Genomic DNA, 21,321 nt, shown 5'->3' with positions numbered 1-21,321 from the left:
GCGCGGGCTAGGAGTCGTCGCCGAGGCCGGCGTGTTCCAGGTCCAGCACCCGCTGGATCGCGCGACGGGTGTGGTCGCTGACCTCGCCCGCCCGGAACAGCCGGTCCAGCTCCCGCCCCTCCGCCGCCAGCACCTGGCGCCGCAGCTTCCGGTACGCCTGCGCGGTGGTCAGGTTGGTCATCTCGTCGGGCTCGTTCTCGGAGATCCGCTGGAGCCGCGCCTGCCACGCGTCCCGCAGCTGGTCGACGAGGAACCGCGGCGCGGCCTCGGTCTCGGCCAGCTCGTCGAGGTAGGACAGACCGGCCTTCGCGAGCCGGAGCCGGGCGGAGCTGTGTTCCTGCCGCACGGCCTCGGCGGTCAGCGCGACGCCTGTCCGCCGCACGAGCGGGGCGAGCGTGAAGCCCTGCACCACGAGCGTGAGGACGATGACGGCCGTGGTGAGCAGCAGGACGAGGTCGCCGTGCTCCGGCGGTGAGGTCAGCGGGATCGACAACGCCGCGGCGAGCGGCACGACCCCGCGTGCACCCGCCCACGACACCACCGCCGGCACCTGCCACGTCGGGCGCCCGCCGGCGCGCCGCTGGCGGAGCGCGGCCAGCGGGAACACCCACAGCAGCCGCACGACGAGGAGCGTCACGGCGATGACCAGGGCCTGCAGCGGCCAAGGGGTGGTGGTCGAGACGTCCCGGACGAGTTCGGGCAGCTGCAGGCCGATCAAGCCGAACACGACACTTTCGAGCAGGAACACCACGGTCCCGTAGACGGCGCCGAGCTGGAGCCGGATGCGGGCGGTGGTCATGCGCTGGGCCTGGGTGCCGAGGATGACGCTCGCGACGACGACCGCCGTGACCCCGGAACCTTCGACAGCCTCGGCCAGCACGTACGCGGCGTACGGGGTGACGAGCGAGATCACCGTCTCCAGCACCGGGTCCTCCGTGCGCCGCCGGACCGCATACGCCCCGGCCGCGACGACTGCGCCGACCAGTAGTCCGCCTCCGACGAGCAGGCCGAACTGCGCCGCGGTGTGCCCCCACGACACGGAGCCCGCCGCGAGGCCGACGGTCAGCGCGACGCGGAAGAGCAGGAGGCTGGTGGCGTCGTTGAACAGGCTTTCGGCCTGCACCAGTGCCTGTACGCGGGGTGGGAGCGACAGCCTGCGCCCGAGTGCGGTGACGGCGACGGGGTCGGTGCTGGCGAGCACCGCGCCGAGCACGAACGCCAGGCCGAGCGGCAGGGGCGTGATGGCCGCCGCGACGACGGCGACGACCGCGGCGGACGCGACCACCAGGCCGACGGCCAGTACCGAGACCGGCCGCCACACGGCTCGCAGGTCCCGCCACGGCAGCTCCTCCCCCGCGGCGAACAGCAGGGGCGGCAACACGACGAGGCTCACGACGTCGGGCGTCACGCGGATGTCGGGCACCCCGGGCAGCACCCCGGCGACGATCCCCGCCACGACGAGCAGGGAGGGCGCGGGCACCCGCAACCGCCCCGCGAACGCCGTGACGACCGTGGCGAGCACGACGAGGGCGAGAACGGTTTCAACGGCGCGCATGTGCCCAGGAGGCTAATGGGGTTGCCCCGGGCTCGCGATTCCGGCGGGCTGGGGCGGGGAGTTCGGGGGCGGGAGGCTGGGGAGGGCGCGGGGAGTTCGGGGCGGCTCGGTGGGGCTGGCTTGCTGTCCTTTCGAGCCGGGACGGCCGCGTCGGAACCGCCGAGGCCGTGGCCGGGCTCGCGCCGCCTGGCGGCAGGGCGGGACGGGCACGGCTCGCCGCCGGGCGGCCTCGCGCGGCTGGCAAGAGTGGCGGAAACCCGGGGCCACTGGCCGCCGGGCGGGCTCGCGCGTGGCTGGCACGACCGGCGGAACCTGAGGCCACCAGCCGCCGAGCGGGCTGCCGTGACTGGCGGAAACCGGGCCTCGGTGGCCGCAGATCGGGCGCGCCTAGCGGAAAACCGGGATCACTGGCCGCCGGGCAGGCTCGCGGCTGGCACGGCAGGCGGAACCCGGGCGCCGCTGGCTGCGGGCCGGGCTCGCGCGCACCTGGCGCTACAGACTTAACCCGGGCCACCGGCCGCCGAACGGGCTCCCGCGCGCCTCGCACGACGGACGGAACCCGGGGCCACCGGCCGCCGAGCGGGCTCCCGCGCGCCTCGCGCGACGGGCGGAACCCGAGGCCACCGGCCACCGAACGGGCTCCCGCGCGCCTCGCGCGACTAGCGGAAACCCGGCCCACCGGCCACCGAGCGAGCTGGCGCAACGGCCGAATCAGCTCAAGCCGTGGCGGTGGCACGTCGACCGCGCCGGTTTCTCCCCGACCCCGGGCCGCGGTCAGCTGCGGGAGAAGGCGGTGCGCATCCAGTTCGCCGCGACCAGGATGATCGCCACCAGTGCGAGCACCATGCCCAGCCCGGGACCGCCGCCGGCGGCGCCGTTCGCGCCCGCCGACTGCTGCGACCACACCGCGAGCAGGCCGTCCACCGACGAGAACCAGCCGCCGATCGCGCACACCCACGTCAGCCACCACAGGCGCGTGCTCAGCGCCAGCGCCGAGCACAGCACGCCGATGACCGTCGACGTGACGGCGAACAGCTGCGGGATCGCCCCGCCCTGGCCGACGAGCACCTGCCAGCCCGCGTGGTGACCGACCCACGGCAGCAGCTGCGCGACCAGCAGCGCGAACACCAGCACCGACAGCACGAACCCCCGCCGCCCCAGTTCGACGGTCCGCGCGGCCTTCTTGCCGATCGCGTCGACGTCCGCGGTCAGGCGGTCCAGATCCGTTTCGCGCTCACTCATGCGCCACACCCGCCCGTCACCGGCACCGCCTTCGGGGCGCCGAACGACGGCAGCCCGAGGCTGACCCCGTCCGTCTTCGGCCGCAGCCCCGCCGCCACGTTGTCGCCCGCCCGCGTGCGCCGGTGCGTCAGGAGGTCACCGTCGGCGACCAGGTGGTGCGGCGCGCCGTAGGTGATGACGGTCTCGACCACGTCACCCGGCCGCACCTCGCGGTCCACCGCCGGACCGGTCGGCGTGAAGTGCACGAGCCTGCCGTCCCTCGCCCGGCCGCTCATCCGGTGCGTCTCGGCGTCCTTGCGGCCCTCGCCCGTCGCGACCAGCAGCTCGACCTTGCGCCCGACCAGCTTCTTGTTCTCCTGCCACGCGATGTCGTTCTGCAGCTCCACCAGCCGGTCGTAACGCTCCTGCACGACCTCCTTCGGCAGCTGCCCGGGCATCTCCGCCGCCGGCGTGCCGGGCCGCTTCGAGTACTGGAACGTGAACGCGCTGGAGAACCGCGCCTCGCGGACGACGTCCAGCGTCGCCTGGAAGTCCTCCTCCGTCTCGCCGGGGAAGCCGACGATGATGTCGGTGGTGATCGCCGCGTCCGGCATCGCCGCGCGCACCTTGTCCAGAATGGACAGATAGCGGGCCGCCCGGTACGAACGGCGCATCTCCTTCAGCACCCGGTCGGAACCGGACTGCAGCGGCATGTGCAGCTGGTGGCACACGTTCGGCGTCTCGGCCATCGCCTCGATCACGTCGTCGGTGAACGCGGCCGGGTGCGGCGAGGTGAAGCGGACGCGCTCCAGCCCGTCCACCGCCCCGCACGCGCGCAGCAGCTTCGAAAACGCCTGCCGGTCACCGAACTCGACCCCGTAGGAGTTGACGTTCTGCCCCAGCAACGTCACTTCGAGCACGCCCTCCGCGACGAGCGCCTCGACCTCCGCGAGCACCTCGCCCGGCCGCCGGTCGCGCTCCTTGCCGCGCAGCGACGGCACGATGCAGAACGTGCACGTGTTGTTGCACCCCACCGAGATCGACACCCAGCCCGAGTAGGCGGAGTCACGCCGGGCGGGCAGCGTCGACGGGAACGTCTCCAGCGATTCGAGGATCTCGACCTCGGCCTCGGCGTTGTGCCGGGCGCGTTCGAGCAGCACCGGCAGCGAGCCGAGGTTGTGCGTGCCGAACACGACGTCGACCCACGGGGCCCGCTTGACGATCTCGCCGCGGTCCTTCTGCGCGAGGCAGCCGCCGACGGCGATCTGCATGCCCGGGTTCGCGTCCTTGGCGGGACGCAGGTGCCCGAGGGTGCCGTACAGCTTGTTGTCCGCGTTCTCCCGCACCGCGCAGGTGTTGAACACGACGAGGTCCGGCGCGGCCCCTTCGGCAGCGGGCACGTAGCCCGCTTCCTCCAGCTGCCCGGCGAGGCGCTCGGAGTCGTGCACGTTCATCTGGCAGCCGAAAGTACGGATTTGGTACGTTCTGCCGACCTCTGTCGTAGTCATCGCCCACCAGGGTAAACCCGCTCACCGGCGCCCCGTGCTAAAGGCCCAGGTGCACCCGCAGCGCCTGGTCGAGCTTCGCCATCACCTCCGCCGGCACCTGGCCCGTCTTGCGCCCGATCCGCTCCACCGACACCGAGCGCACCTGCTCCGCCTGCGCCTTCGAGTCCGCCTTCAGCCCGCACGCCCTCGCCGGCAGGAGTACCTGGAACGGGTACACCTTCGTCACGTTCGTCGTCACCGGCACGACCGTGACCACGCCGCGGCCCAGCCGGGTGGCCACCGCGTTGGCGCCGTCGTTGCTGACGATCACCGCCGGCCGCGTCTTGTTCGACTCCGCACCCCGGACCGGTTCGAGGTCGACGAGCCTGATCTCGGCACGGCGCATCAGCGGCCCAGACCGTCACCCGCGACGGCCTCCCACCGCGACTCCTCCATCTCCCACTCCTGCCAGGCCTCGGCATACGCGTCCTCGAGCTGCGAGGCGCGCAGCAGCTCGATGGCCCGGTGCAGCACCGCGGAACGGGACCCCGCCTGCGTCCGCGCCGCGTACTCGTCCAGGAAGGCGACGTCTTCCTCACCCAGACTCACACTCAGCTTCATGTCCCACATGCTACCCTCAGTGGTAATGCCTTTGCTACCCTGATGCTACCCGGAACCGGACCCGGGCGCACACCGGCTCACCTGCTGACTAAGGTTTCGGCCGGGTGCGCAGATGACACCTAGGTTGCTTTTGGTCCGATTTGCGGGCGGCGACCGCCGCTTCGGTGTTAGATCGCCGGATGGGCCGGGGTGTATGGAGGGATCGATGACCACAGCGACGTCGCCGGCGATGATCAAGGCGGCCGGCGTGAACAAGTTCTTCGGCGACCTGCACGTGCTGAAGGACATCAACCTGGAGGTGCCGCGCGGCCAGGTGGTCGTGGTGCTCGGCCCGTCCGGGTCCGGCAAGTCGACGCTGTGCCGCGCCATCAACCGCCTGGAGCCGATCAACTCGGGCGAGATCGCGGTGGACGGCAAGCCGCTGCCCGCCGAGGGCAAGGCGCTCGCGGCCCTGCGCGCCGACGTCGGCATGGTCTTCCAGTCGTTCAACCTGTTCGCGCACAAGACCATCGTCGAGAACGTCATGCTCGCCCCCGTGAAGGTCCGCAAGGTCCCGAGCGGCGAGGCCCGCAAGACGGCGATGGAGCTGCTGGAGCGGGTGGGGATCGCCAACCAGGCGGACAAGTACCCGGCGCAGCTGTCCGGTGGGCAGCAGCAGCGCGCCGCGATCGCCCGCGCGCTGGCGATGAAGCCGAAGGTCATGCTGTTCGACGAGCCCACCTCGGCGCTGGACCCGGAAATGGTCCAGGAGGTGCTCGACACGATGACCGCGCTCGCGGCCGACGGCATGACCATGCTCGTCGTCACCCATGAGATGGGTTTCGCCCGGCGTGCCGCGCACCGGGTGGTGTTCATGTCCGACGGTGAGATCGTCGAGGACGCCACGCCGGACGAGTTCTTCACGCAACCGAAGTCCGACCGTGCGAAGGACTTTCTCGGCAAGATCCTGACCCACTAGGAAGTCCGCGGCGCGACGCGCGCCGCCCCACCAGAGGAAGCAGGGAAGTTCGAATGAGGATCCGCACCCTGGCGGCAGGGCTGCTGGTCGGCGCGCTCGCGCTGACCGCCTGCGGCAAGGAGGGCACGCCGTCCAGCGGCGGCACCGGCGACTCGGGCGCCAACTCCGCGGCCACGCCGTCCTACACGGTGGCGCAGAACGTGGACCTGCCCGGCTCGGCGACCTTCGCCAAGATCAAGGGCAAGGGCGGTCTGACCATCGGCGTCAAGGACGACCAGCCCGGCCTCGGCCAGAAGGACCCGACGACGGGCAAGTACGCGGGCTTCGACATCGAGATCGCGAAGCTCGTCGCGGCCGGACTCGGCTACGACGAAAGCAAGATCACCTACCAGACCGTCGACTCCGGTGCGCGCGAGGCGGCCATCGCCAACGGCACCGTCGACTACTACGTCGGCACGTACACGATCACCGACAAGCGCAAGCAGCAGGTGTCGTTCGCGGGCCCGTACTTCCAGGCGGGCCAGGGTCTGCTGGTGCGCAAGGACGACAACTCGATCACCGGCAAGGACACCCTGAAGGGCAAGAAGGTCTGCTCGGTGACCGGGTCGACCCCGATCCAGCGCGTGCGCGACCAGGGCCTGACCGAGCCGGGCAACATCGTCGAGTTCCAGAAGTACTCGCAGTGCGTCGAGAAGCTGAACACCAAGGAGGTGGACGCCGTCACGACCGACGACGCGATCCTCAAGGGCTTCGCCGCGCAGGACCCCGACACCCTGAAGGTCGTCGGCGAGCCGTTCTCGACCGAGCCGTACGGCATCGGCCTGAACAAGGACGACTCGGTGCTGCGCAACAAGATCGACGACCTGCTGCAGGCCGCGCTGGACGACGGCACGTGGCAGAAGATCTACGACGCCACCCTGGGCAAGTCGGGTTCGACCGCGACCAAGCCCACCATCCAGCGATACTGATTTCCGGCAGTGGCCGGTGGGTGCTCGTGCCGAGCGCCCACCGGCCTCGTTGATTCGACCCGCGGCGGGGAAGGCCCGATGGACGTCCTGCTCGACAACCTGGACCTCTATGGTCCGTTCTTCCTGACCACGATCAAGCTCTTCGTCATCGCGGCGGTGGCGAGCCTGGTCTTCGGCACGTTCCTGGCGATGCTGCGCGTGAGCCCCGTCCCGGTGTTCCGCGCGGTCGGCACGGTGTACGTGACGATCCTGCGCAACACGCCGCTGACGCTGGTGTTCGCGTTCCTGGTCTTCGCGTACCCGCTGCTGGACGTGGTCAAGCTCAGCTACTTCACGGCCGCGGTGGTCTCGCTGACGATCTACACGTCGGCGTTCATCTGCGAGGTCGTGCGCTCCGGCATCAACACCGTGCCGGTCGGCCAGGCCGAGGCGGCGCGGGCGCTGGGCCTGTCGTTCACCCAGGTGCTGGGCCAGATCGTGCTGCCGCAGGCGGTGCGCTCGGTGGTGCCGCCGCTGATGAGCATGCTCATCGCGCTGCTGAAGAACACCACGATCGCCGCCGGGTTCAACGTGGTCGAGGCGGGCGCGATCCGGCAGTACCTCGCCGAGCGCGGGGACAACCAGCTGGTCGGCCTGCTGTGGGTCGCGCTCGGGTTCATCATCCTGGTCGCGGTCCTGTCGCTGGTCCAGCGTGCCTTCGAGAAGCGGTGGAGCGTGTCCCGATGAGCAACGTCCTGTTCGACATCCCCGGGCCGCGCGCCCGGATGCGGTACCGCCTGTTCGCGGTCATCGGCATCCTGGTGGTGGCGGCGGTACTCGCGTTCATCGTCTATCGCTTCTACGACAGCGGGCAGTTCACCGCGCGCCGCTGGGAATGGCTGGAGTACGCGCAGGTCCAGCGCGACCTCGCGAACGCGTTGTTGTTCACCCTCAAGGCGTTCGCGCTGGGTGCGGTGCTGGCGTTGATCTTCGGTGCGGTCTTCGCGGCGGGGCGGTTGTCGGACCACGCGTGGGTGCGCGGGATCTCGACCTTCATCGTCGAGCTGTTCCGCGCCATCCCGCTGCTGATCCTGATGTTCCTGTTCTTCTTCGGCCTGCCGGCGCTGGGCATCCAGATGTCGTCGTTCATGGCCGTGGTGCTGGGGCTGACGCTGTACAACGGCTCGGTGCTGGCGGAGGTGTTCCGCGCCGGCATCCAGGCGCTGCCGAAGGGCCAGAGCGAGGCCGCGTACGCGCTGGGCATGGGCAAGACCCAGGTGATGACGCTCGTCCTGATCCCGCAGGCGATCCGGTCGATGCTGCCGACGATCATCAGCCAGCTGGTGGTGCTGCTCAAGGACACGGCGCTCGGGTTCGTGGTGACGTACCAGGAGCTGCTGTACTACGCGCGCTACATCGGCACGCAGGGCCAGTTCGGCAGGCCGATCGTGCCGTCGACGCTCGTCGTCGCGGCGATCTACATCGTGCTGTGCCTGCTGCTCACCGCGCTCGCCACGTACCTGGAGCGGCGCAACCGGCGCAGCAAGAAGCACCTGGCGGGTACGGACACGAAGGCCGAGGAGATCGCCCTCGAAGCCGACCTCAAGGCAGGCTGATCCCGGTACGGAAAGGGGCCCGCATGGTTGTGCGGGCCCCTTTTTCGTGTTCAGGCACTCGAGTGGGCTGGGGATGCGGGGCGTGGCGCTCCAACCCCCGCACGAGCGAACGCGCAGGCCCTCTTCGTACTCAGAAGCCGCAGAGCCAGTCGAGCACTACGGCGGCCGTCCAGGACTGGTCCGTGCTGCCCAGCGGTTCGCCCGTGAACGGCTCGTAGTACTCGCCGAAGGAGCCGTCCTCCGTGAGCCTGATGCCGCCGTCCCGCAGCTTCCTCGCCCGTTCGTGCCAGCCGCGGCGCTCGAAGGCCCAGCTGAACAGCCACACCACCACCGGCCATTGTGGACCGCGCCAGTACTGCCTCGGGTTGAAGCCGGGGCGCATCGGCGACACCGACGGCGGCACCGGGGCCAGCAGGTCCGGGTGCCCGCACCAGCGGTCGCTGTCCAGCAGCGACAGCAGGCGCAGCTGCACGTCGTCCGGCGCGCCGCCGCACAGCAGGGGCGAGAACCCCGCGATCGTCTGCGTGTCCAGCCAGCGGCCGGTGCGCAGGTCGCGGTCGCGCGCCATCCCCGACACCGAGTGGCAGCTGCCCGCGACCGCGGCGCGTGCCTTGGCGGCCCAGTCCGCCAGGTCGGCCAGCTGCTCCGGCTCCTGCCCGAACTCCTCGCCCAGCTCGATCAGCACGTCGCAGGACATCGCGAACAACGCGGTGATGAACACGTCCCCGACGAGGAAGCTGGACCCGCTGACGATCTTGCGCTGGTCGTAGCCCGCGCGGCGCATCTCCTCGATCAGCCACAGGTACCGGTCGTACTCGCGGTCGGTCGGCCGCTCGCCGGGATCGCCGACCAGCCGGACGTCCTTGCGCACGTACGGCGGCAGCGCGGCGCCGGGGTGCACCGCGTCGTAGGGCACGTCCCAGCGCGGCGAGTTGTCCATTCCGGACTCCCAGCCGTGCACGATGGCGATGAGCCCGCTCGACCCCGGCGTCCGGTACTCGACGAGCCAGCGGTGCCACGCGTACAACTTCGCCCAGATCCGGCGGGCGAAGCGTTCGGCGTCGAGGCGGTCGTTCGGCCCGGAGCGGCGCGCGATGTCGAGCACGCGGCGCACCGCGATCGCGTGCACCGGCGGCTGGCAGATGCCGGACGTGCGCACGTTCCGCGGCCCGTCGGGCGCGGTGTCGGTGCCCCACCGGTCGGGGCCGGGGAAGTAGGCGTCGTCGTCGGTGAAGACGATGTGCGGCACCATCCCGTTGCGCCACTGCGCGGCGAACAGGGTGTCCAGCTCGGCGATGGCGCGCTGCACGTCCAGCCGGGCCAGGCCGATGGAGATGAACGCGGCGTCCCAGCTCCACATGTGCGGGTAGAGCCTCGGCGCGGCCGTGATGACGGCACCGGTGTCGTTGTCCCGCAACACCCGGGCCGCCCTGGCCGCCAGCGCGGGCTCGGTGAAGCGGACCGGCCGTCTATCGCCGGGAGAGCTCTCCGTCGTGCGCGTGGCGTCCACCGTCATTCCTGGGCCTCCAACAACAACTGGGTTTCGGGGTCGTACCACCGGCACCGCTCCGGCGGCAGCCGCAGCGCGAGCCGTTCGCCGGGTTCGGCGCGGAAGTCGGCCGGTGCCTGCACCTTGAGCACCTGACCGGCGACTTCCGTGGTGAGCAGTGTCGAGGACCCCAGTGGTTCGAACACCTCGACCGCCGCGTGCAGACCCGTCTCCCCAGTGTCGACGGTGATGGCCTCGGGCCGGATTCCCAGAAGGATTTCCTTGCCGGAAAAGGACGTGAGCGCCGACGGCAGCGGCAGCGACTGCCCGCCGAAGTCGACGTGCGTGCCGTCCACGGCGCCACGCAGGAAGTTCATCGGCGGGCTGCCGAGGAACCCGCCGACGAACGTGTCCGCGGGCTGGGCGTACACCTCGGTCGGCGGCCCGGCCTGCACGACGCGTCCTTCGCGCATGACGGCCACCCTGTCCCCCAGGGAAAGCGCTTCCACCTGGTCGTGGGTCACGTACAGCGTCGTGATACCCAGTTCCGACACCAGCTTCTTCAGCTCGGCGCGGAAGGACAACCGCAGCAAAGCGTCTAGATTGGACAGTGGTTCGTCCATCAGCAGCAGGTCGGAGTCGACGACGATGGCGCGAGCGACGGCGACGCGCTGCCGCTGGCCGCCGGAGAGCTTCGCCGGGTAACGGTCGAGGTACGGCCGCAGCTGCAGCAGGTCCGCCGCCCATTCGACCTTGCGCCGGATCTCGTCGGCGGGCGCCCCGCGGACCTTCAGCCCGAAGCCGATGTTGTCGTAGACCTTCTTGTTGGGGAACACCGCATAGGACTGGAACACCATGGACAGGTTGCGGCGCCGCGGTTCCAGGTACGTGACGTCCTTGCCGCCGATCACCACCTGCCCCGAGTCCGGCGTCTCCAGGCCCGCGACCATGCGCAGCAACGTCGTCTTGCCGCAGCCGGACGGGCCGAGCAGCACCAGGAACTCGCCGTCGGCGACGTGCAGCGACACCTCGTCGGTGGCCCGCTGCGTACCGCCGGGGTAGGTCTTGACCAGCTCGTGCACGATCAGTTCGCTCATCGCAGCGTCGTCCCCCACATGTTCACCAGGTACCGGCGCATCACGAAGATGAACACGAGCGCGGGCAGGATCAACGCGAACCCGCCGGCGAACCGGTACGTCTGCGGCGCCTCGCCGAGCGAGGCCAGCACCTGCGCCGGCAGCGTGCGGTGGCCCAGCGTGATCACCGCCGCGCCGAGGATCTCGTTCCACGACAACACGAACGTGAAGATCGACGCCGCCGCGAGGCCGGGCGCGGCGAGCGGGAACACGACCCGCCGCGCCGCCTCGAACCGGCTGCAGCCGAACACGCGGGCCGCCTCCTCGACGTCCGTGGGCACCGAAACGAACACGCTCGCGCTGATCAGCACCGTGGTGGGCATGGCCAGGGTGGTGTGCAGCAGTGTCACCGCGAACACCGTGTCGTACACCCCGGCGTTCAGGAACAGCGTGGCGAGCGGCACCGACAGCACCACGATCGGCAGCGCGCGGGCGAGGAGCATGAACACCTGGTAGGTGTCCTTGCCGCGGAAAGCGTAGCGCGCCAGCGCGTACCCGGCGGGCGCGCCCACGAGGAGCGAGAGCAGCACGGTGTAGACCCCGGCGAGCAGCGAGTTGCCCAGCGCGGGGATCGTGCCGGTGGCCTGGACGAACGCCAGCAGCGTGTCGGCGGAGAACCCGCTCGGGATGAACGGGCGCGGGAACTCCAGCAGCGCGGCCGGGGACGACACCGCGGTCAGTCCGATGAGGACCATCGGCAGCAGCATGAACACCGTGATCACGATGCAGGCGACCTGGACGCCGATGGCCCGCCACCGGCGGCGGCGCAGCGGGGCGCGGTCGATCTCGGGGAGGATCATGCCGCCGCCCTGTTCCGCATCGACCGCAGGTACAGCACGGCCGTGCCGAGCGAGAGCACCAGCACCACGAGCGCGGCCGCGCTGGCGACCGGCGGGTTCTGCAGGTTCACATACCACTGGTAGGTCTCCCCGACGAGCAGCGGGAAGTCGCGGCCGGTGAGCGCCTGCGCCACGGCGAACGCCTGCAGCGCGAGGATCGTGCGCAGGATGAGCGCGACCTGGAGGCTCGGCCCGAGCTGCGGCAGCGTCACGTGCCGCAGCCGCTGCCACCACGACGCGCCGAACACCTGCGCGGCCTCGTCGTAGTCACGCGGGACCAGCTGGATCCCGGCGACGACGATCACGAAGACCAGCGACGTCGCCCGCCACACCTCGGCGATCACGACGGCCAGCAGCATCGTGCCGGTGCTGGTGTAGTTGAGCCACTGCACCGTCGGCAGCCCGAGCGAGGCGAGCAGCGAGTTCAGGTAGCCACGGCTGTCGAACACCGACAGCCACACCAGGCCGGCGGCCAGTTCCGACACCGCGAGCGGGATGGTCCACAGGTAGAAGTGCCCGGCCAGGAACCGCGGCCGGGCCTGCACGAGCAGCGCCATCGCGACCGCGAGCACGAGCTGCACCGGCACCACGATGACGATCAGCAGCAGCGTGTTCCGCAGCGCTCGCAGGAAGTACGCGTCGGTGAAGAGCCGTTCCCACGCGCCGGCGCCCTCGCTGAACGCCGAGATCAGCGCCTGCACGAGCGGCCAGCCGAACAACGCCAGCATGAACACGATCGAGGGCAGGAGCAGCAGCCACGGTCCACGCAGGCGCATCACGCCACCTCGCAGACGGCCGACGGCGGGTCGGGCGCCCAGCACGGCACCTTGAGGTCGTCGAACACCTTGCGCAGCACCCCCGCCTGCTTGTCCAAAGTGGAGCGGATATCGGCACCACCGAGCACGATCTGCTGGAAGGAGTCCTTGAACGCCTTCGTCACCTCGCCCTCGCGCGTGCCGAGGCCGACCGGCAGCAGCGAAAGGATGCCGCCCTGCGCGTCACGCTGCCTGCGCACGGCGTCGGCCTCCAGCTGGAGGGCGGGCGGCAGGTCACGCGGGATCTCGACGTCGACGACGGGGAAGAAACCGTTGGACCGCAACAGCTCGACCTGCGTCTCCTTCGCCGACAACGCCGTGATCACCCGCTGCGCCTGCTCGGGATCGGTGCTGCCCTTGGGAATCGCCAGCCCCAGCACCACGGCCATGTACCCGAGCCCCTTCGGACCGCGTGGCGCGGGCAGCATCCGCCACTTGCCGGGGTCCTGCTTGGGCGCGTCGACCAGCCGGGCGACGTGGTCCCAGCCGAACCGCACCTCGCCGGAGGCCAGCGGCTCCTGCAGGAAGTCGTAGTTGGTGCTCGACGGGCTGCAGTTGCGCCACAGCTCACGCAGGTACTCCCACGCCGTGACGGCCTCCGGCGAGCGGAACGTGGTGATCTGGCCGCCCGTGAAGGACGGCAGCAGGTAACCCTGCAGGAACCGGTGGATGAGCCCCTTCGGGCCGGCGGGCAGGCCCAGCAGCGGTCGCCCCGCCGCCTGCCGCGCGGCGATGGCCCAGTCCAGCAGCTGGTCGTACGTGAGCGACTCCGGGTCCGCGCCGGGCGGCAGGTGCGCCAGCGCCTCCTCGTGCGCGGCCAGCACGAACGTGGCCTGCGCCCACGGCACGTACCAGGTCTGCGGCGTGCCGGCCTTCGCGAGCGTCAGGTACTCCTGCGGGATGCCGCGCTCGCCGAGCCCGGCCAGCACCGGCGTGACGTCTTCGAGGTACTTCCCGGCCAGCGGCGCGAGGTCGCTGTGGGAGCCGCCGAGGAGACCGACCTGGGTGCGCCCGGCCGAGACCTGGCTCTGCACCTGGCTCGCGAACGGCCCTTCCTCGATCGTGACGTAGCTGACCCCGTCGAGGTGCGCCTTGCGGAGGAACCGGCGGAAGTTCTCGGCCTCCGCGACCGGCCGGAACTGCGTCGACAGGAACACCGTGCCGCCCGCGCCGGTCGTCGCGAAACCGACGCACCCGGAGGCCAGCGAAGCCGTGCCCGCCAGGAGGAGTCCCCGCAGGACGGTGCGACGGGTCGGGCCGCTGCCGGGCAGGCGGGCCGCGCGCATCTGTCTCTCTCCGCTTCCGGGGCCGGTTAGACTTCTGTCAGGTAATTGAACATAAGTCTCTCCGGGAGAGCCTGTCAACATGCGCACGCCGCCGCCGACCTCCGCCGGGCACATCCTCGCCGTGCTCCGCGCCGAGGGGCCGTTGACCAGGCAGGAACTCCAGGACCGCATCGGGTTGTCCCGCGCGACGATGGTGGAGCGGCTCGACGTGCTGCAGCGCCACCGGCTCGTGCGGCAGACCGGATTGCGCGCCTCGAACGGCGGGCGCCCGGCCCAGGTGCTCGCGGCGGACGACACCGGGCGCACCGCGCTGGTCGCCGACGTCGGGCAGCGGCACGCGACGATCGCCGTCGTCGACCTCCGCGGTGACGTGTTCGCCCAGCTGCACCGGCCACTGCCGGTCGGCCACCTGCCGGAGGAAACGCTTTCCCACCTGCTGCACACGGGCCGCGCACTGCTGGCGGAGACGGGGCGGGCGGACAGCCTGTGTGCGGTCGGGCTCAGCGTGCCGGGCCAGATCGACCACGAACGCGGCACCACGATCGCCCCGCCGAGCATGCGCGAGTGGACCGGCCTGCCGCTGCGGGACCGCTTCACCGACGCGCTGTCGGTGCCGGTGTTCCTGGAGAACGACGCGAACGCGCTGGCGTTCGGCGCGTACTGCGAGCTGGGGCGGCCGGACGCGGCGCTGGTCGGCGTGAAGGTCGGCACCGGGATCGGCGCGGGGCTGGTGATCTCGGGACGCACGCACCGCGGCGAGACGGCGTCGGCGGGGGAGATCGGGCACATCCGGATCGAGGGCAACGACCAGCGCTGCGACTGCGGGCGGCGGGGGTGCGTGTCGGCCATCGCGAGCGGGCAGGCGGTGATCCGGCAGCTGCGGCCGACCGGCGTGCGCAGCGCGGAGGACGTCGTGCGGCGCGTGCGCGCGGGCAACATCGAGGCGATCCGCGTGACCGCCGCCGCGGGCAGGCTCGTCGGCACCGTGCTCGCCACCGTCGTCACCATCGTCAACCCGCGGTACCTGCGCGTGGGCGGGGCGATCGGCGTGCTGCCGCCGTTCCTGGACAGCCTGCGCGACGCGGTGCGGGCCAACGCGCAGACGACCGCACTGGAAGGGGTGAGCGTGGACGCCTGTCGCCTGGGCGTGAACACCACGCTCACCGGGGTCGCCGGACTCGTGGCGGACGAGATGCTCGCCCCCGCCGCGGTCGACGCGCTCGTGCACGCCTGAACCCCTACGAAAGTATCTTGCGGACGGTGACGAGCCGGAGCATCCTGAGTACTCCCCGTAAAAGTTAAGAAAGTTTCCTAACTAGGAGGCTGTTCATGCGCAGGAAGGTCGTGCTCGCCGTGCTCGCGCTCGTCGTGAGCCTGTTCCCGACCGCCGCGGCACAGGCCGCCGGTCCCACCGCCGCCCAGTTGCTGGCGAAAACCCAGAGCTGCAGCCAGATCTCCAGCGGGAAGTACAAGACCGACGAGGAGGCGAGCCGCACCGTCGGAGTGTGCGGCGCGAACGGGGCCGTGTTCTGGCACGCCGACATGGACATCGACTGCGACGGCCAGCGCACCAGCCAGTGCAACGAGAACACCGACTGCTGCTTCTACCCCGACACGGCCTTCCACACCTCGACCGACCAGCCCCTGAACGCCGCACAGCTGCCCTACATCGTGGTGCCGAGCCCGAGCAGCACGTGGAACTACTCGTCGTCGGGCCTGCGTGGGGGCGGCTCGTGCGCGGTGATCTACAACGGCAAGGTCGTCTACGCGGTCATCGGTGACACCGGCCCGACCGACATCATCGGCGAAGCGTCCTACGCCACCGCGCAGGCGCTGGGCATCGACCCCGACCCGAGCACGGGCGGCACCGACTCCGGCGTCACGTACATCTGCTTCAAGAACTCGACCGTCTCCCCCATCGAGAACCACGACAAGGCCACCTCGACGGGCGAAGCACTGGCAAGCCAGTTCCTGCAGAACAACTGAACCCGGTATAACCCTGCGGTGACCGTTTTCGACGCAGAGGGGTTCACCGTGACCGGGTCCGGTCACTCACCGTTCGCCGTCCTCAACGACTCCCCCGTCGGCGAGGGCGGCAACGAGGACCTGCTGGAGTCGACGGCCACCGCGGGCAACCTCGCGGACCTGATCCTGTCCTCCCGGCGCGCGGCGCCGTTCACCGTCGCGATCGACGCCGGCTGGGGGATGGGCAAGAGCAGCCTGCTGCGCGCGCTCGACACCGCGCTCAGCAGGGACGGCGCGGTCAGCACGGTCTGGTTCAACGCGTGGACCTCCGAGCGGGCCGACGCCGTCGAAGGGCTCATCAAGTCCGTCCTGCTCAGCTTCGACCGCAACGTGCTCCGCCGGGCCGTGCGCGGCACGCTCCGGCGGGCGCACGTGGTCGGCGCGCTCAAGGCGGCGTCACCGGTGGCGTCGAGCTTCTTCGGGCTCGGCGCCGCGGTCGACGCGATGTGGCGCGCGCTCGCCGTGGACGCCAAGGCGCGCAACGAGATCAAGGCCGTGGTCCGCGACATGGCGACGGCGTGGCTCGCGAAGGGCGGTGGCGGGCACGAGCGCCTGCTGGTCGTGTTCGTCGACGCGTGCGACCAGGCGGTGCTGTGGCGGGCCGTCGGCCACGACCGCGTCGGCGACGGGGTGCGCTACCTGGAGAAGATCATCCAGGTCAGCTGTGCCGCAGCAGGATGATCTTGACGAGGTTGTCGGCGCCGAGCTCGTCCCCGATGCGGCCGAGGTGGTGTTCCACCACGAAGCTGTTGATCAGCCGCTTGATCCTGCTGCGGCACTTCTACCCCGGCTTCTACAACATGATCGTCAACTCGCCCTACGACGACGTGGCCACCCGGTTCCTCGACTACCACGACGTCCGCGAGGCCGTCCGCCACGGCGAGGAACCCGATCCGCTCCGCCTGGCGCAGTTGTTCGAGGCCACCGGCGTCCGCCCGCCCGCACCGGACGCGAGCAAGGCCGTGCTGTCCGAGCGCCTCGACGAGGTCACCCAGGAACTGCCCGTCGAGTTCCCGGAACTGGCCAAGGACAAGGAGTTCGTGACGCTGCTGCGCAGCCTCCCGCTGTGGATCGACGACGACCCGGGCGGTCCCGGGGGCCCTGGCCGACCTCATGCGCATGGGCGGCGCGAAGGTGGAGTCGGTCACGAACCGGGAGGACGCGATCGAGGCCCTGCCCCGGGTGCGCCCGACCGCGCTCGTCTCGGACATCCGCCGCGGCGACGACCCGCAGGCCGGCTTCACCGATCTCCGCTACCTGCGGGAGCGCGGCCTCTACGACGGCCCCGTCCTGTTCTACACGGGACAGGTCACCCCGTCGCGACTCGCGCAGGCCGAGGAGCTGGGTGCGGACGGCGTCACCACCGACCCCGGCGACGTACTGGAGTGGCTCGCCGGGGTCGCGAAGCGCGAGTGACCTACTTCTTGCGGCGGAACAGGTTCGTGCCCAGCCACACCAGCGGGTCGTACCGCTTGTCGGCCACGCGCTCCTTCATCGGGATCAGCGCGTTGTCCGTGATGTGGATGTTCTCCGGGCACACCTCGCTGCAGCACTTGGTGATGTTGCAGTAGCCCAGCCCGTGTTCGGCCTGCGCGGCCTCGCGCCGGTCGCCTGCGTCGAGCGGGTGCATCTCCAGCTCCGCGATGCGCATGAGGTACCGCGGCCCGGCGAAGTGCTCCTTGTTCTCCTCGTGGTCACGCACCACGTGGCACGTGTTCTGGCACAGGAAGCACTCGATGCACTTGCGGAACTCCTGCGAGCGCTCCACGTCGACCTGCTGCATCCGGTACTCGCCGGGCGCCAGCTCCGGCGGCGGCGCGAACGCCGGGATCTCGCGGGCCTTGGTGTAGTTGAACGACACGTCCGTCACGAGGTCGCGGATCACCGGGAACGTGCGCATCGGCGTCACCGTGATCACCTCGTCCTCGGCGAACACCGACATCCGCGTCATGCACAACAGGCGCGGCCTGCCGTTGACCTCCGCCGAGCACGAGCCGCACTTGCCCGCCTTGCAGTTCCACCGCACGGCGAGGTCGGACGCCTGCGTCGCCTGCAGCCGGTGGATGATGTCGAGCACGACCTCGCCCTCGTTCACCTCCACCGTGAAGTCCTGCAGTTCGCCGCCCGCCGCGTCCCCGCGCCACACCCGGAAGTTCGCCTTGTAACTCACGCCTGCCTCCCGGGGTGCGCCGCCAGCTCCTCGTCGGTGTAGTACTTCGCCAGCTCGTCCAGTTCGAACAGCTCCAGCAGGTCCTGCCGCAGAGGCTCCTGGTCCTTGGGCGTGACGCGCACGCCCGGCGCCAGCGGGTCGTCCGTCGTCGTCTCGCACACGAGCAGCTTGTTGCGCCAGTGCGAATCCATCTGGGGGTAGTCGTCCCGCGTGTGCCCGCCGCGCGATTCCGTGCGCAGCAACGCCGCCCGCGCGACGCATTCGCTCACCAGCAGCATGTTCCGCAGGTCCAGCGCCAGGTGCCAGCCGGGGTTGAACTGCCGGTGCCCCTCGACCAGCACGTTGCCGATGCGTTCCTTGATCTCGTCGAGCTTCGCCAGCGCCCGCTCGATCTCCTCGGCCTTGCGGATGATGCCCACGAGGTCGTTCATCGTCTGCTGCAGCTCGTTCTGCAGCGTGTACGGGTTCTCCTCGACACCCTGCCGCGGCGGGTCGAACGGCACCAGCGCGGTGCGTGCGGCGGCGTCCACATCGGACTGTGCGACCTTCGGCCGCTCCGCCAGCGATTCCACATAGGACGCAGCACCGAGGCCAGCCCTCCGGCCGAAGACCAACAGGTCCGACAGCGAGTTGCCGCCGAGCCGGTTCGACCCGTGCATGCCGCCCGAGCATTCCCCGGCGGCGAACAACCCCGGCACAGACGACGACGCCGTGTCCGGGTCCACCTCGATCCCGCCCATCACGTAGTGGCAAGTCGGGCCGACCTCCATCGGCTCCGCCGTGATGTCGACGTCCGCCAGCTCCTTGAACTGGTGGTACATCGACGGCAAGCGCTTTCTGATCTCCTCGGGCGTGAGCCTGCTGGCGATGTCGAGGAACACCCCGCCGTGCGGCGAACCGCGGCCCGCCTTGACCTCGGCGTTGATCGCGCGCGCCACCTCGTCACGCGGCAGGAGGTCCGGCGTGCGGCGGTTGTTCTCCTGGTCGGTGTACCAGCGGTCGGCCTCTTCCTCGCTGTCCGCGTACTGCCCCTTGAACACGTCCGGCACGTAGGAGAACATGAACCGCTTGCCGTCGGAGTTCTTGAGCACGCCGCCGTCGCCCCGCACGCCCTCGGTGACGAGGATGCCCTTGACGCTGGGCGGCCAGACCATGCCGGTGGGGTGGAACTGGACGAACTCCATGTTGATCAGCGTCGCGCCGGCGCGCATCGCCAGCGCGTGCCCGTCGCCGGTGTACTCCCACGAGTTCGACGTGACCTTGAACGACTTGCCGATCCCGCCCGTCGCGAGCACCACCGCCGGCGCCTGGAACAGGATGAACCGCCCGCTCTCGCGCCAGTAACCGAACGCGCCCGCGATCCGGCCGCCGTCCTTGAGCAGCTCGGTGATCGTGCACTCGGCGAACACCTTGACCTTGGCCTCGTAGTCGCCGTACTTGCGCTTGTCCTCCTGTTGCAGCGAAACGATCTTCTGCTGCATGGTGCGGATCAGCTCGAGGCCCGTGCGGTCGCCGACGTGCGCCAGCCGCGGGTACGTGTGACCGCCGAAGTTCCGCTGGCTGATCCGGCCGTCGGCGGTGCGGTCGAACAACGCGCCGTAGGTCTCCAGCTCCCACACGCGGTCCGGCGCCTCCTTGGCGTGCAGCTCCGCCATGCGCCAGTTGTTGAGGAACTTCCCGCCCCGCATGGTGTCGCGGAAGTGCACCTGCCAGTTGTCGTTGGAGTTCGCGTTGCCCATCGACGCGGCGCACCCGCCCTCGGCCATCACCGTGTGCGCCTTGCCGAACAGGGATTTGCACACCACCGCGACGGACAGCCCGCGCTGGCGGGCCTCGATGACGGCTCGCAGACCGGCACCACCCGCACCGATCACCACCACGTCGTAGTCGAGCCGCTCGACCTCGGTCATTCAGCCACCTTTTAGTTCACGAAACGGGGATCGGAAATCGCACCACTGGCCACGAGCATCACATAGAGATCGGTGAGCACGAGGGTTCCGAGCGTGGTCCAGGCGAGCAGCATGTGCCGGTTGTTGAGTTTGGTCACCTGTGTCCACATCCAGTACCGCACCGGGTGTTTCGAGAAGTGTTTCAGCCGCCCGCCCGTGATGTGCCTGCACGAATGGCAGGAAAGCGTGTAAGCCCACAGCAGCACGACGTTGCCGAGCAGGATGAGGTTGCCCAGCCCGAAGCCGAAACCGCCTGTCCTGCCGTGGAAGGCGAGGACCGCGTCGTAGGTGTTGATCACGGACACGAGCATCGCGACGTAGAAGAAGTAGCGGTGCACGTTCTGCACGATCAGCGGAAGCCGCGTTTCCCCGGTGTACTTTCGGTGCGGTTCCGCCACCGCACAAGCGGGCGGCGAGAACCACACCGAACGGTAATAGGCCTTCCGGTAGTAATAGCAGGTCAGGCGGAATCCGAGCAAAAAGGGCAACACGAGGGCACCCAGCGGGATCCAGCTCGGGAATTCGCCGAACCAGTGCCCGAAATGGCTCGAGCCCGGGACGCACGAAGCCGAGACGCACGGGGAGTAGAACGGCGTCAGGTAGTGGTATTCCGGCACCCAGTAGGCGGTCCGGACGAAGGAGCGGACGGTCGCGTACACGATGAACGTCGCGAGACCGAGCGTGGTGAGCAGGGGCGGCAGCCACCAGCGGTCCGTCCGCAGGGTGCGCTCGGCGATGCGGGCGCGCCGGGGCGCCCGCACGCCGGTGCCGACCTCGTTGTCAGCGGGCGCGCTCACTCAACCTCCTCCTCACCGCGTGGCGCGGTGCTGGGTCGTCCGGTCACGGCTGGTCACGGTGGTAACCGCCGACCCCTTCGTCGTCGGCGCCCTGCCAGAGCGACGGGTCGTACGGGGCGTCGGGGATCTTGACCACCTGCACGGGCGTGGAGGGCTTGGCCTGCACGGGGATCGGGTTCTCCAGCTCGCACACGTCGATGTCGAGCCGGTCCACGTCGTTGGCCAGGCGCCGCACAGCGGCGGCGTCGCCGTAGCGGGAACGCAGCGCGCCCACGCACTGCCGCAACTGGCCGAGGGCCCGGCGGATCTCCGCGAGTTCGGTGCTGGACATCGGTGTACCTCCGAGTGGGTCGGCGGCGGAGCCGTCAGTAGCGACTCTGCCGGTCGGGTAGCAATGTGACAAGTAGCAC

Annotated in this window: 22 protein-coding genes; 8 read left to right on the top strand and 14 right to left on the bottom strand. The window is 70.2% G+C overall.

Annotation, left to right across the window (positions count from 1 at the left end):
• Window positions 1-7: 7 nt before the first annotated feature.
• From BMZ92_RS26500 to BMZ92_RS26480, 5 genes are all read right to left on the bottom strand, one after another.
• Window positions 8-1,555 carry a Na+/H+ antiporter gene (locus BMZ92_RS26500; RefSeq protein ID WP_091512848.1) on the bottom strand — a complete coding sequence of 516 codons (1,548 nt, stop codon included), beginning with the start codon at window positions 1,553-1,555 and terminating at the stop codon, window positions 8-10.
• Window positions 1,556-2,329: 774 nt separating this feature from the next.
• The gene (locus BMZ92_RS26495; RefSeq protein ID WP_091512846.1) at window positions 2,330-2,797 is read right to left on the bottom strand and encodes an Rv2732c family membrane protein; all 468 of its coding nucleotides are present in this window, start codon (window positions 2,795-2,797) and stop codon (window positions 2,330-2,332) included.
• Window positions 2,794-4,284: a tRNA (N6-isopentenyl adenosine(37)-C2)-methylthiotransferase MiaB gene (miaB, locus tag BMZ92_RS26490; protein ID WP_091512843.1), complete on the bottom strand. Its 1,491-nt coding sequence runs from the start codon at window positions 4,282-4,284 to the stop codon at window positions 2,794-2,796. Before miaB ends, BMZ92_RS26495 begins: the two co-directional genes overlap by 4 nt.
• Window positions 4,285-4,321: 37 nt before the next feature.
• The gene (locus BMZ92_RS26485) at window positions 4,322-4,669 is read right to left on the bottom strand and encodes a type II toxin-antitoxin system PemK/MazF family toxin (RefSeq protein WP_091512840.1); all 348 of its coding nucleotides are present in this window, start codon (window positions 4,667-4,669) and stop codon (window positions 4,322-4,324) included.
• Window positions 4,669-4,884 (bottom strand): ribbon-helix-helix protein, CopG family, encoded by a 216-nt coding sequence (locus tag BMZ92_RS26480; protein ID WP_091512986.1) that lies wholly within the window; start codon window positions 4,882-4,884, stop codon window positions 4,669-4,671. The genes BMZ92_RS26485 and BMZ92_RS26480 overlap by 1 nt, the downstream gene beginning before the upstream one ends.
• Before the next feature lie 229 nt (window positions 4,885-5,113).
• Here BMZ92_RS26480 and BMZ92_RS26475 point away from each other — a divergent pair, with 229 nt between their 5' ends.
• From BMZ92_RS26475 to BMZ92_RS26460, 4 genes are all read left to right on the top strand, one after another.
• Entirely contained in the window at window positions 5,114-5,842 is a 729-nt protein-coding gene (locus BMZ92_RS26475) for an amino acid ABC transporter ATP-binding protein (RefSeq protein WP_177228880.1), read from the top strand.
• Between the two features lie 53 nt (window positions 5,843-5,895).
• Window positions 5,896-6,810, top strand: coding sequence for a glutamate ABC transporter substrate-binding protein (locus BMZ92_RS26470; protein WP_091512835.1), 915 nt, complete (start codon window positions 5,896-5,898; stop codon window positions 6,808-6,810).
• 78 nt (window positions 6,811-6,888) lie between these two features.
• Entirely contained in the window at window positions 6,889-7,536 is a 648-nt protein-coding gene (locus BMZ92_RS26465; RefSeq protein ID WP_091512833.1) for an amino acid ABC transporter permease, read from the top strand.
• Complete coding sequence (locus BMZ92_RS26460; protein WP_091512830.1) at window positions 7,533-8,405, top strand: amino acid ABC transporter permease; 873 nt, start codon at window positions 7,533-7,535, stop codon at window positions 8,403-8,405. The genes BMZ92_RS26465 and BMZ92_RS26460 overlap by 4 nt, the downstream gene beginning before the upstream one ends.
• 130 nt (window positions 8,406-8,535) lie before the next feature.
• Here BMZ92_RS26460 and ggh read toward each other — a convergent pair whose 3' ends face one another.
• From ggh to BMZ92_RS26435, 5 genes are read right to left on the bottom strand one after another with little or no spacing between them, the layout of a single operon-like run.
• The gene (ggh, locus tag BMZ92_RS26455) at window positions 8,536-9,921 is read right to left on the bottom strand and encodes a glucosylglycerate hydrolase (protein WP_091512828.1); all 1,386 of its coding nucleotides are present in this window, start codon (window positions 9,919-9,921) and stop codon (window positions 8,536-8,538) included.
• Complete coding sequence (locus tag BMZ92_RS26450) at window positions 9,918-10,991, bottom strand: ABC transporter ATP-binding protein (RefSeq protein ID WP_091512984.1); 1,074 nt, start codon at window positions 10,989-10,991, stop codon at window positions 9,918-9,920. Before BMZ92_RS26450 ends, ggh begins: the two co-directional genes overlap by 4 nt.
• Complete coding sequence (locus BMZ92_RS26445; RefSeq protein ID WP_091512826.1) at window positions 10,988-11,830, bottom strand: carbohydrate ABC transporter permease; 843 nt, start codon at window positions 11,828-11,830, stop codon at window positions 10,988-10,990. Before BMZ92_RS26445 ends, BMZ92_RS26450 begins: the two co-directional genes overlap by 4 nt.
• Window positions 11,827-12,645, bottom strand: a complete 819-nt coding sequence (locus BMZ92_RS26440; protein ID WP_091512823.1) for a carbohydrate ABC transporter permease — start codon at window positions 12,643-12,645, stop codon at window positions 11,827-11,829. Before BMZ92_RS26440 ends, BMZ92_RS26445 begins: the two co-directional genes overlap by 4 nt.
• Entirely contained in the window at window positions 12,645-13,970 is a 1,326-nt protein-coding gene (locus BMZ92_RS26435; protein ID WP_091512821.1) for an ABC transporter substrate-binding protein, read from the bottom strand. Before BMZ92_RS26435 ends, BMZ92_RS26440 begins: the two co-directional genes overlap by 1 nt.
• A gap of 79 nt (window positions 13,971-14,049) precedes the next feature.
• Here BMZ92_RS26435 and BMZ92_RS26430 point away from each other — a divergent pair, with 79 nt between their 5' ends.
• From BMZ92_RS26430 to BMZ92_RS38305, 4 genes are all read left to right on the top strand, one after another.
• Entirely contained in the window at window positions 14,050-15,204 is a 1,155-nt protein-coding gene (locus BMZ92_RS26430; protein ID WP_091512819.1) for an ROK family transcriptional regulator, read from the top strand.
• A gap of 95 nt (window positions 15,205-15,299) precedes the next feature.
• A complete protein-coding gene (locus BMZ92_RS26425) occupies window positions 15,300-15,956 on the top strand; it encodes a glycoside hydrolase family 75 protein (protein WP_091512817.1) in 657 nt (218 codons plus the stop codon).
• A gap of 18 nt (window positions 15,957-15,974) precedes the next feature.
• Window positions 15,975-16,676: a P-loop NTPase fold protein gene (locus BMZ92_RS38310; RefSeq protein WP_245783262.1), complete on the top strand. Its 702-nt coding sequence runs from the start codon at window positions 15,975-15,977 to the stop codon at window positions 16,674-16,676.
• A 438-nt stretch (window positions 16,677-17,114) separates the two neighbouring features.
• Window positions 17,115-17,411 (top strand): response regulator, encoded by a 297-nt coding sequence (locus BMZ92_RS38305; RefSeq protein ID WP_245783261.1) that lies wholly within the window; start codon window positions 17,115-17,117, stop codon window positions 17,409-17,411.
• 1 nt (window position 17,412) lies between these two features.
• Here BMZ92_RS38305 and BMZ92_RS26415 read toward each other — a convergent pair whose 3' ends face one another.
• Genes BMZ92_RS26415 through BMZ92_RS26400 form a run of 4 tightly spaced genes read right to left on the bottom strand, consistent with a single transcriptional unit; the run spans window position 17,413 to window position 21,242 of the window.
• The gene (locus BMZ92_RS26415; protein ID WP_091512815.1) at window positions 17,413-18,165 is read right to left on the bottom strand and encodes a succinate dehydrogenase/fumarate reductase iron-sulfur subunit; all 753 of its coding nucleotides are present in this window, start codon (window positions 18,163-18,165) and stop codon (window positions 17,413-17,415) included.
• Entirely contained in the window at window positions 18,162-20,075 is a 1,914-nt protein-coding gene (locus BMZ92_RS26410; RefSeq protein ID WP_091512812.1) for a fumarate reductase/succinate dehydrogenase flavoprotein subunit, read from the bottom strand. The genes BMZ92_RS26415 and BMZ92_RS26410 overlap by 4 nt, the downstream gene beginning before the upstream one ends.
• Window positions 20,076-20,086: 11 nt before the next feature.
• Window positions 20,087-20,911: a hypothetical protein gene (locus BMZ92_RS26405; protein ID WP_091512810.1), complete on the bottom strand. Its 825-nt coding sequence runs from the start codon at window positions 20,909-20,911 to the stop codon at window positions 20,087-20,089.
• A gap of 43 nt (window positions 20,912-20,954) precedes the next feature.
• On the bottom strand, window positions 20,955-21,242 hold the full coding sequence (locus BMZ92_RS26400) for a hypothetical protein (RefSeq protein ID WP_091512808.1): 288 nt from the start codon (window positions 21,240-21,242) through the stop codon (window positions 20,955-20,957).
• Window positions 21,243-21,321: the final 79 nt, after the last annotated feature.

The sequence above is a fragment of the Amycolatopsis sacchari genome, assembly GCF_900114035.1.
In the GTDB taxonomy this organism is placed as follows: domain Bacteria; phylum Actinomycetota; class Actinomycetes; order Mycobacteriales; family Pseudonocardiaceae; genus Amycolatopsis_E; species Amycolatopsis_E sacchari.
This window is presented reverse-complemented; position numbering and strand designations above follow the sequence as displayed.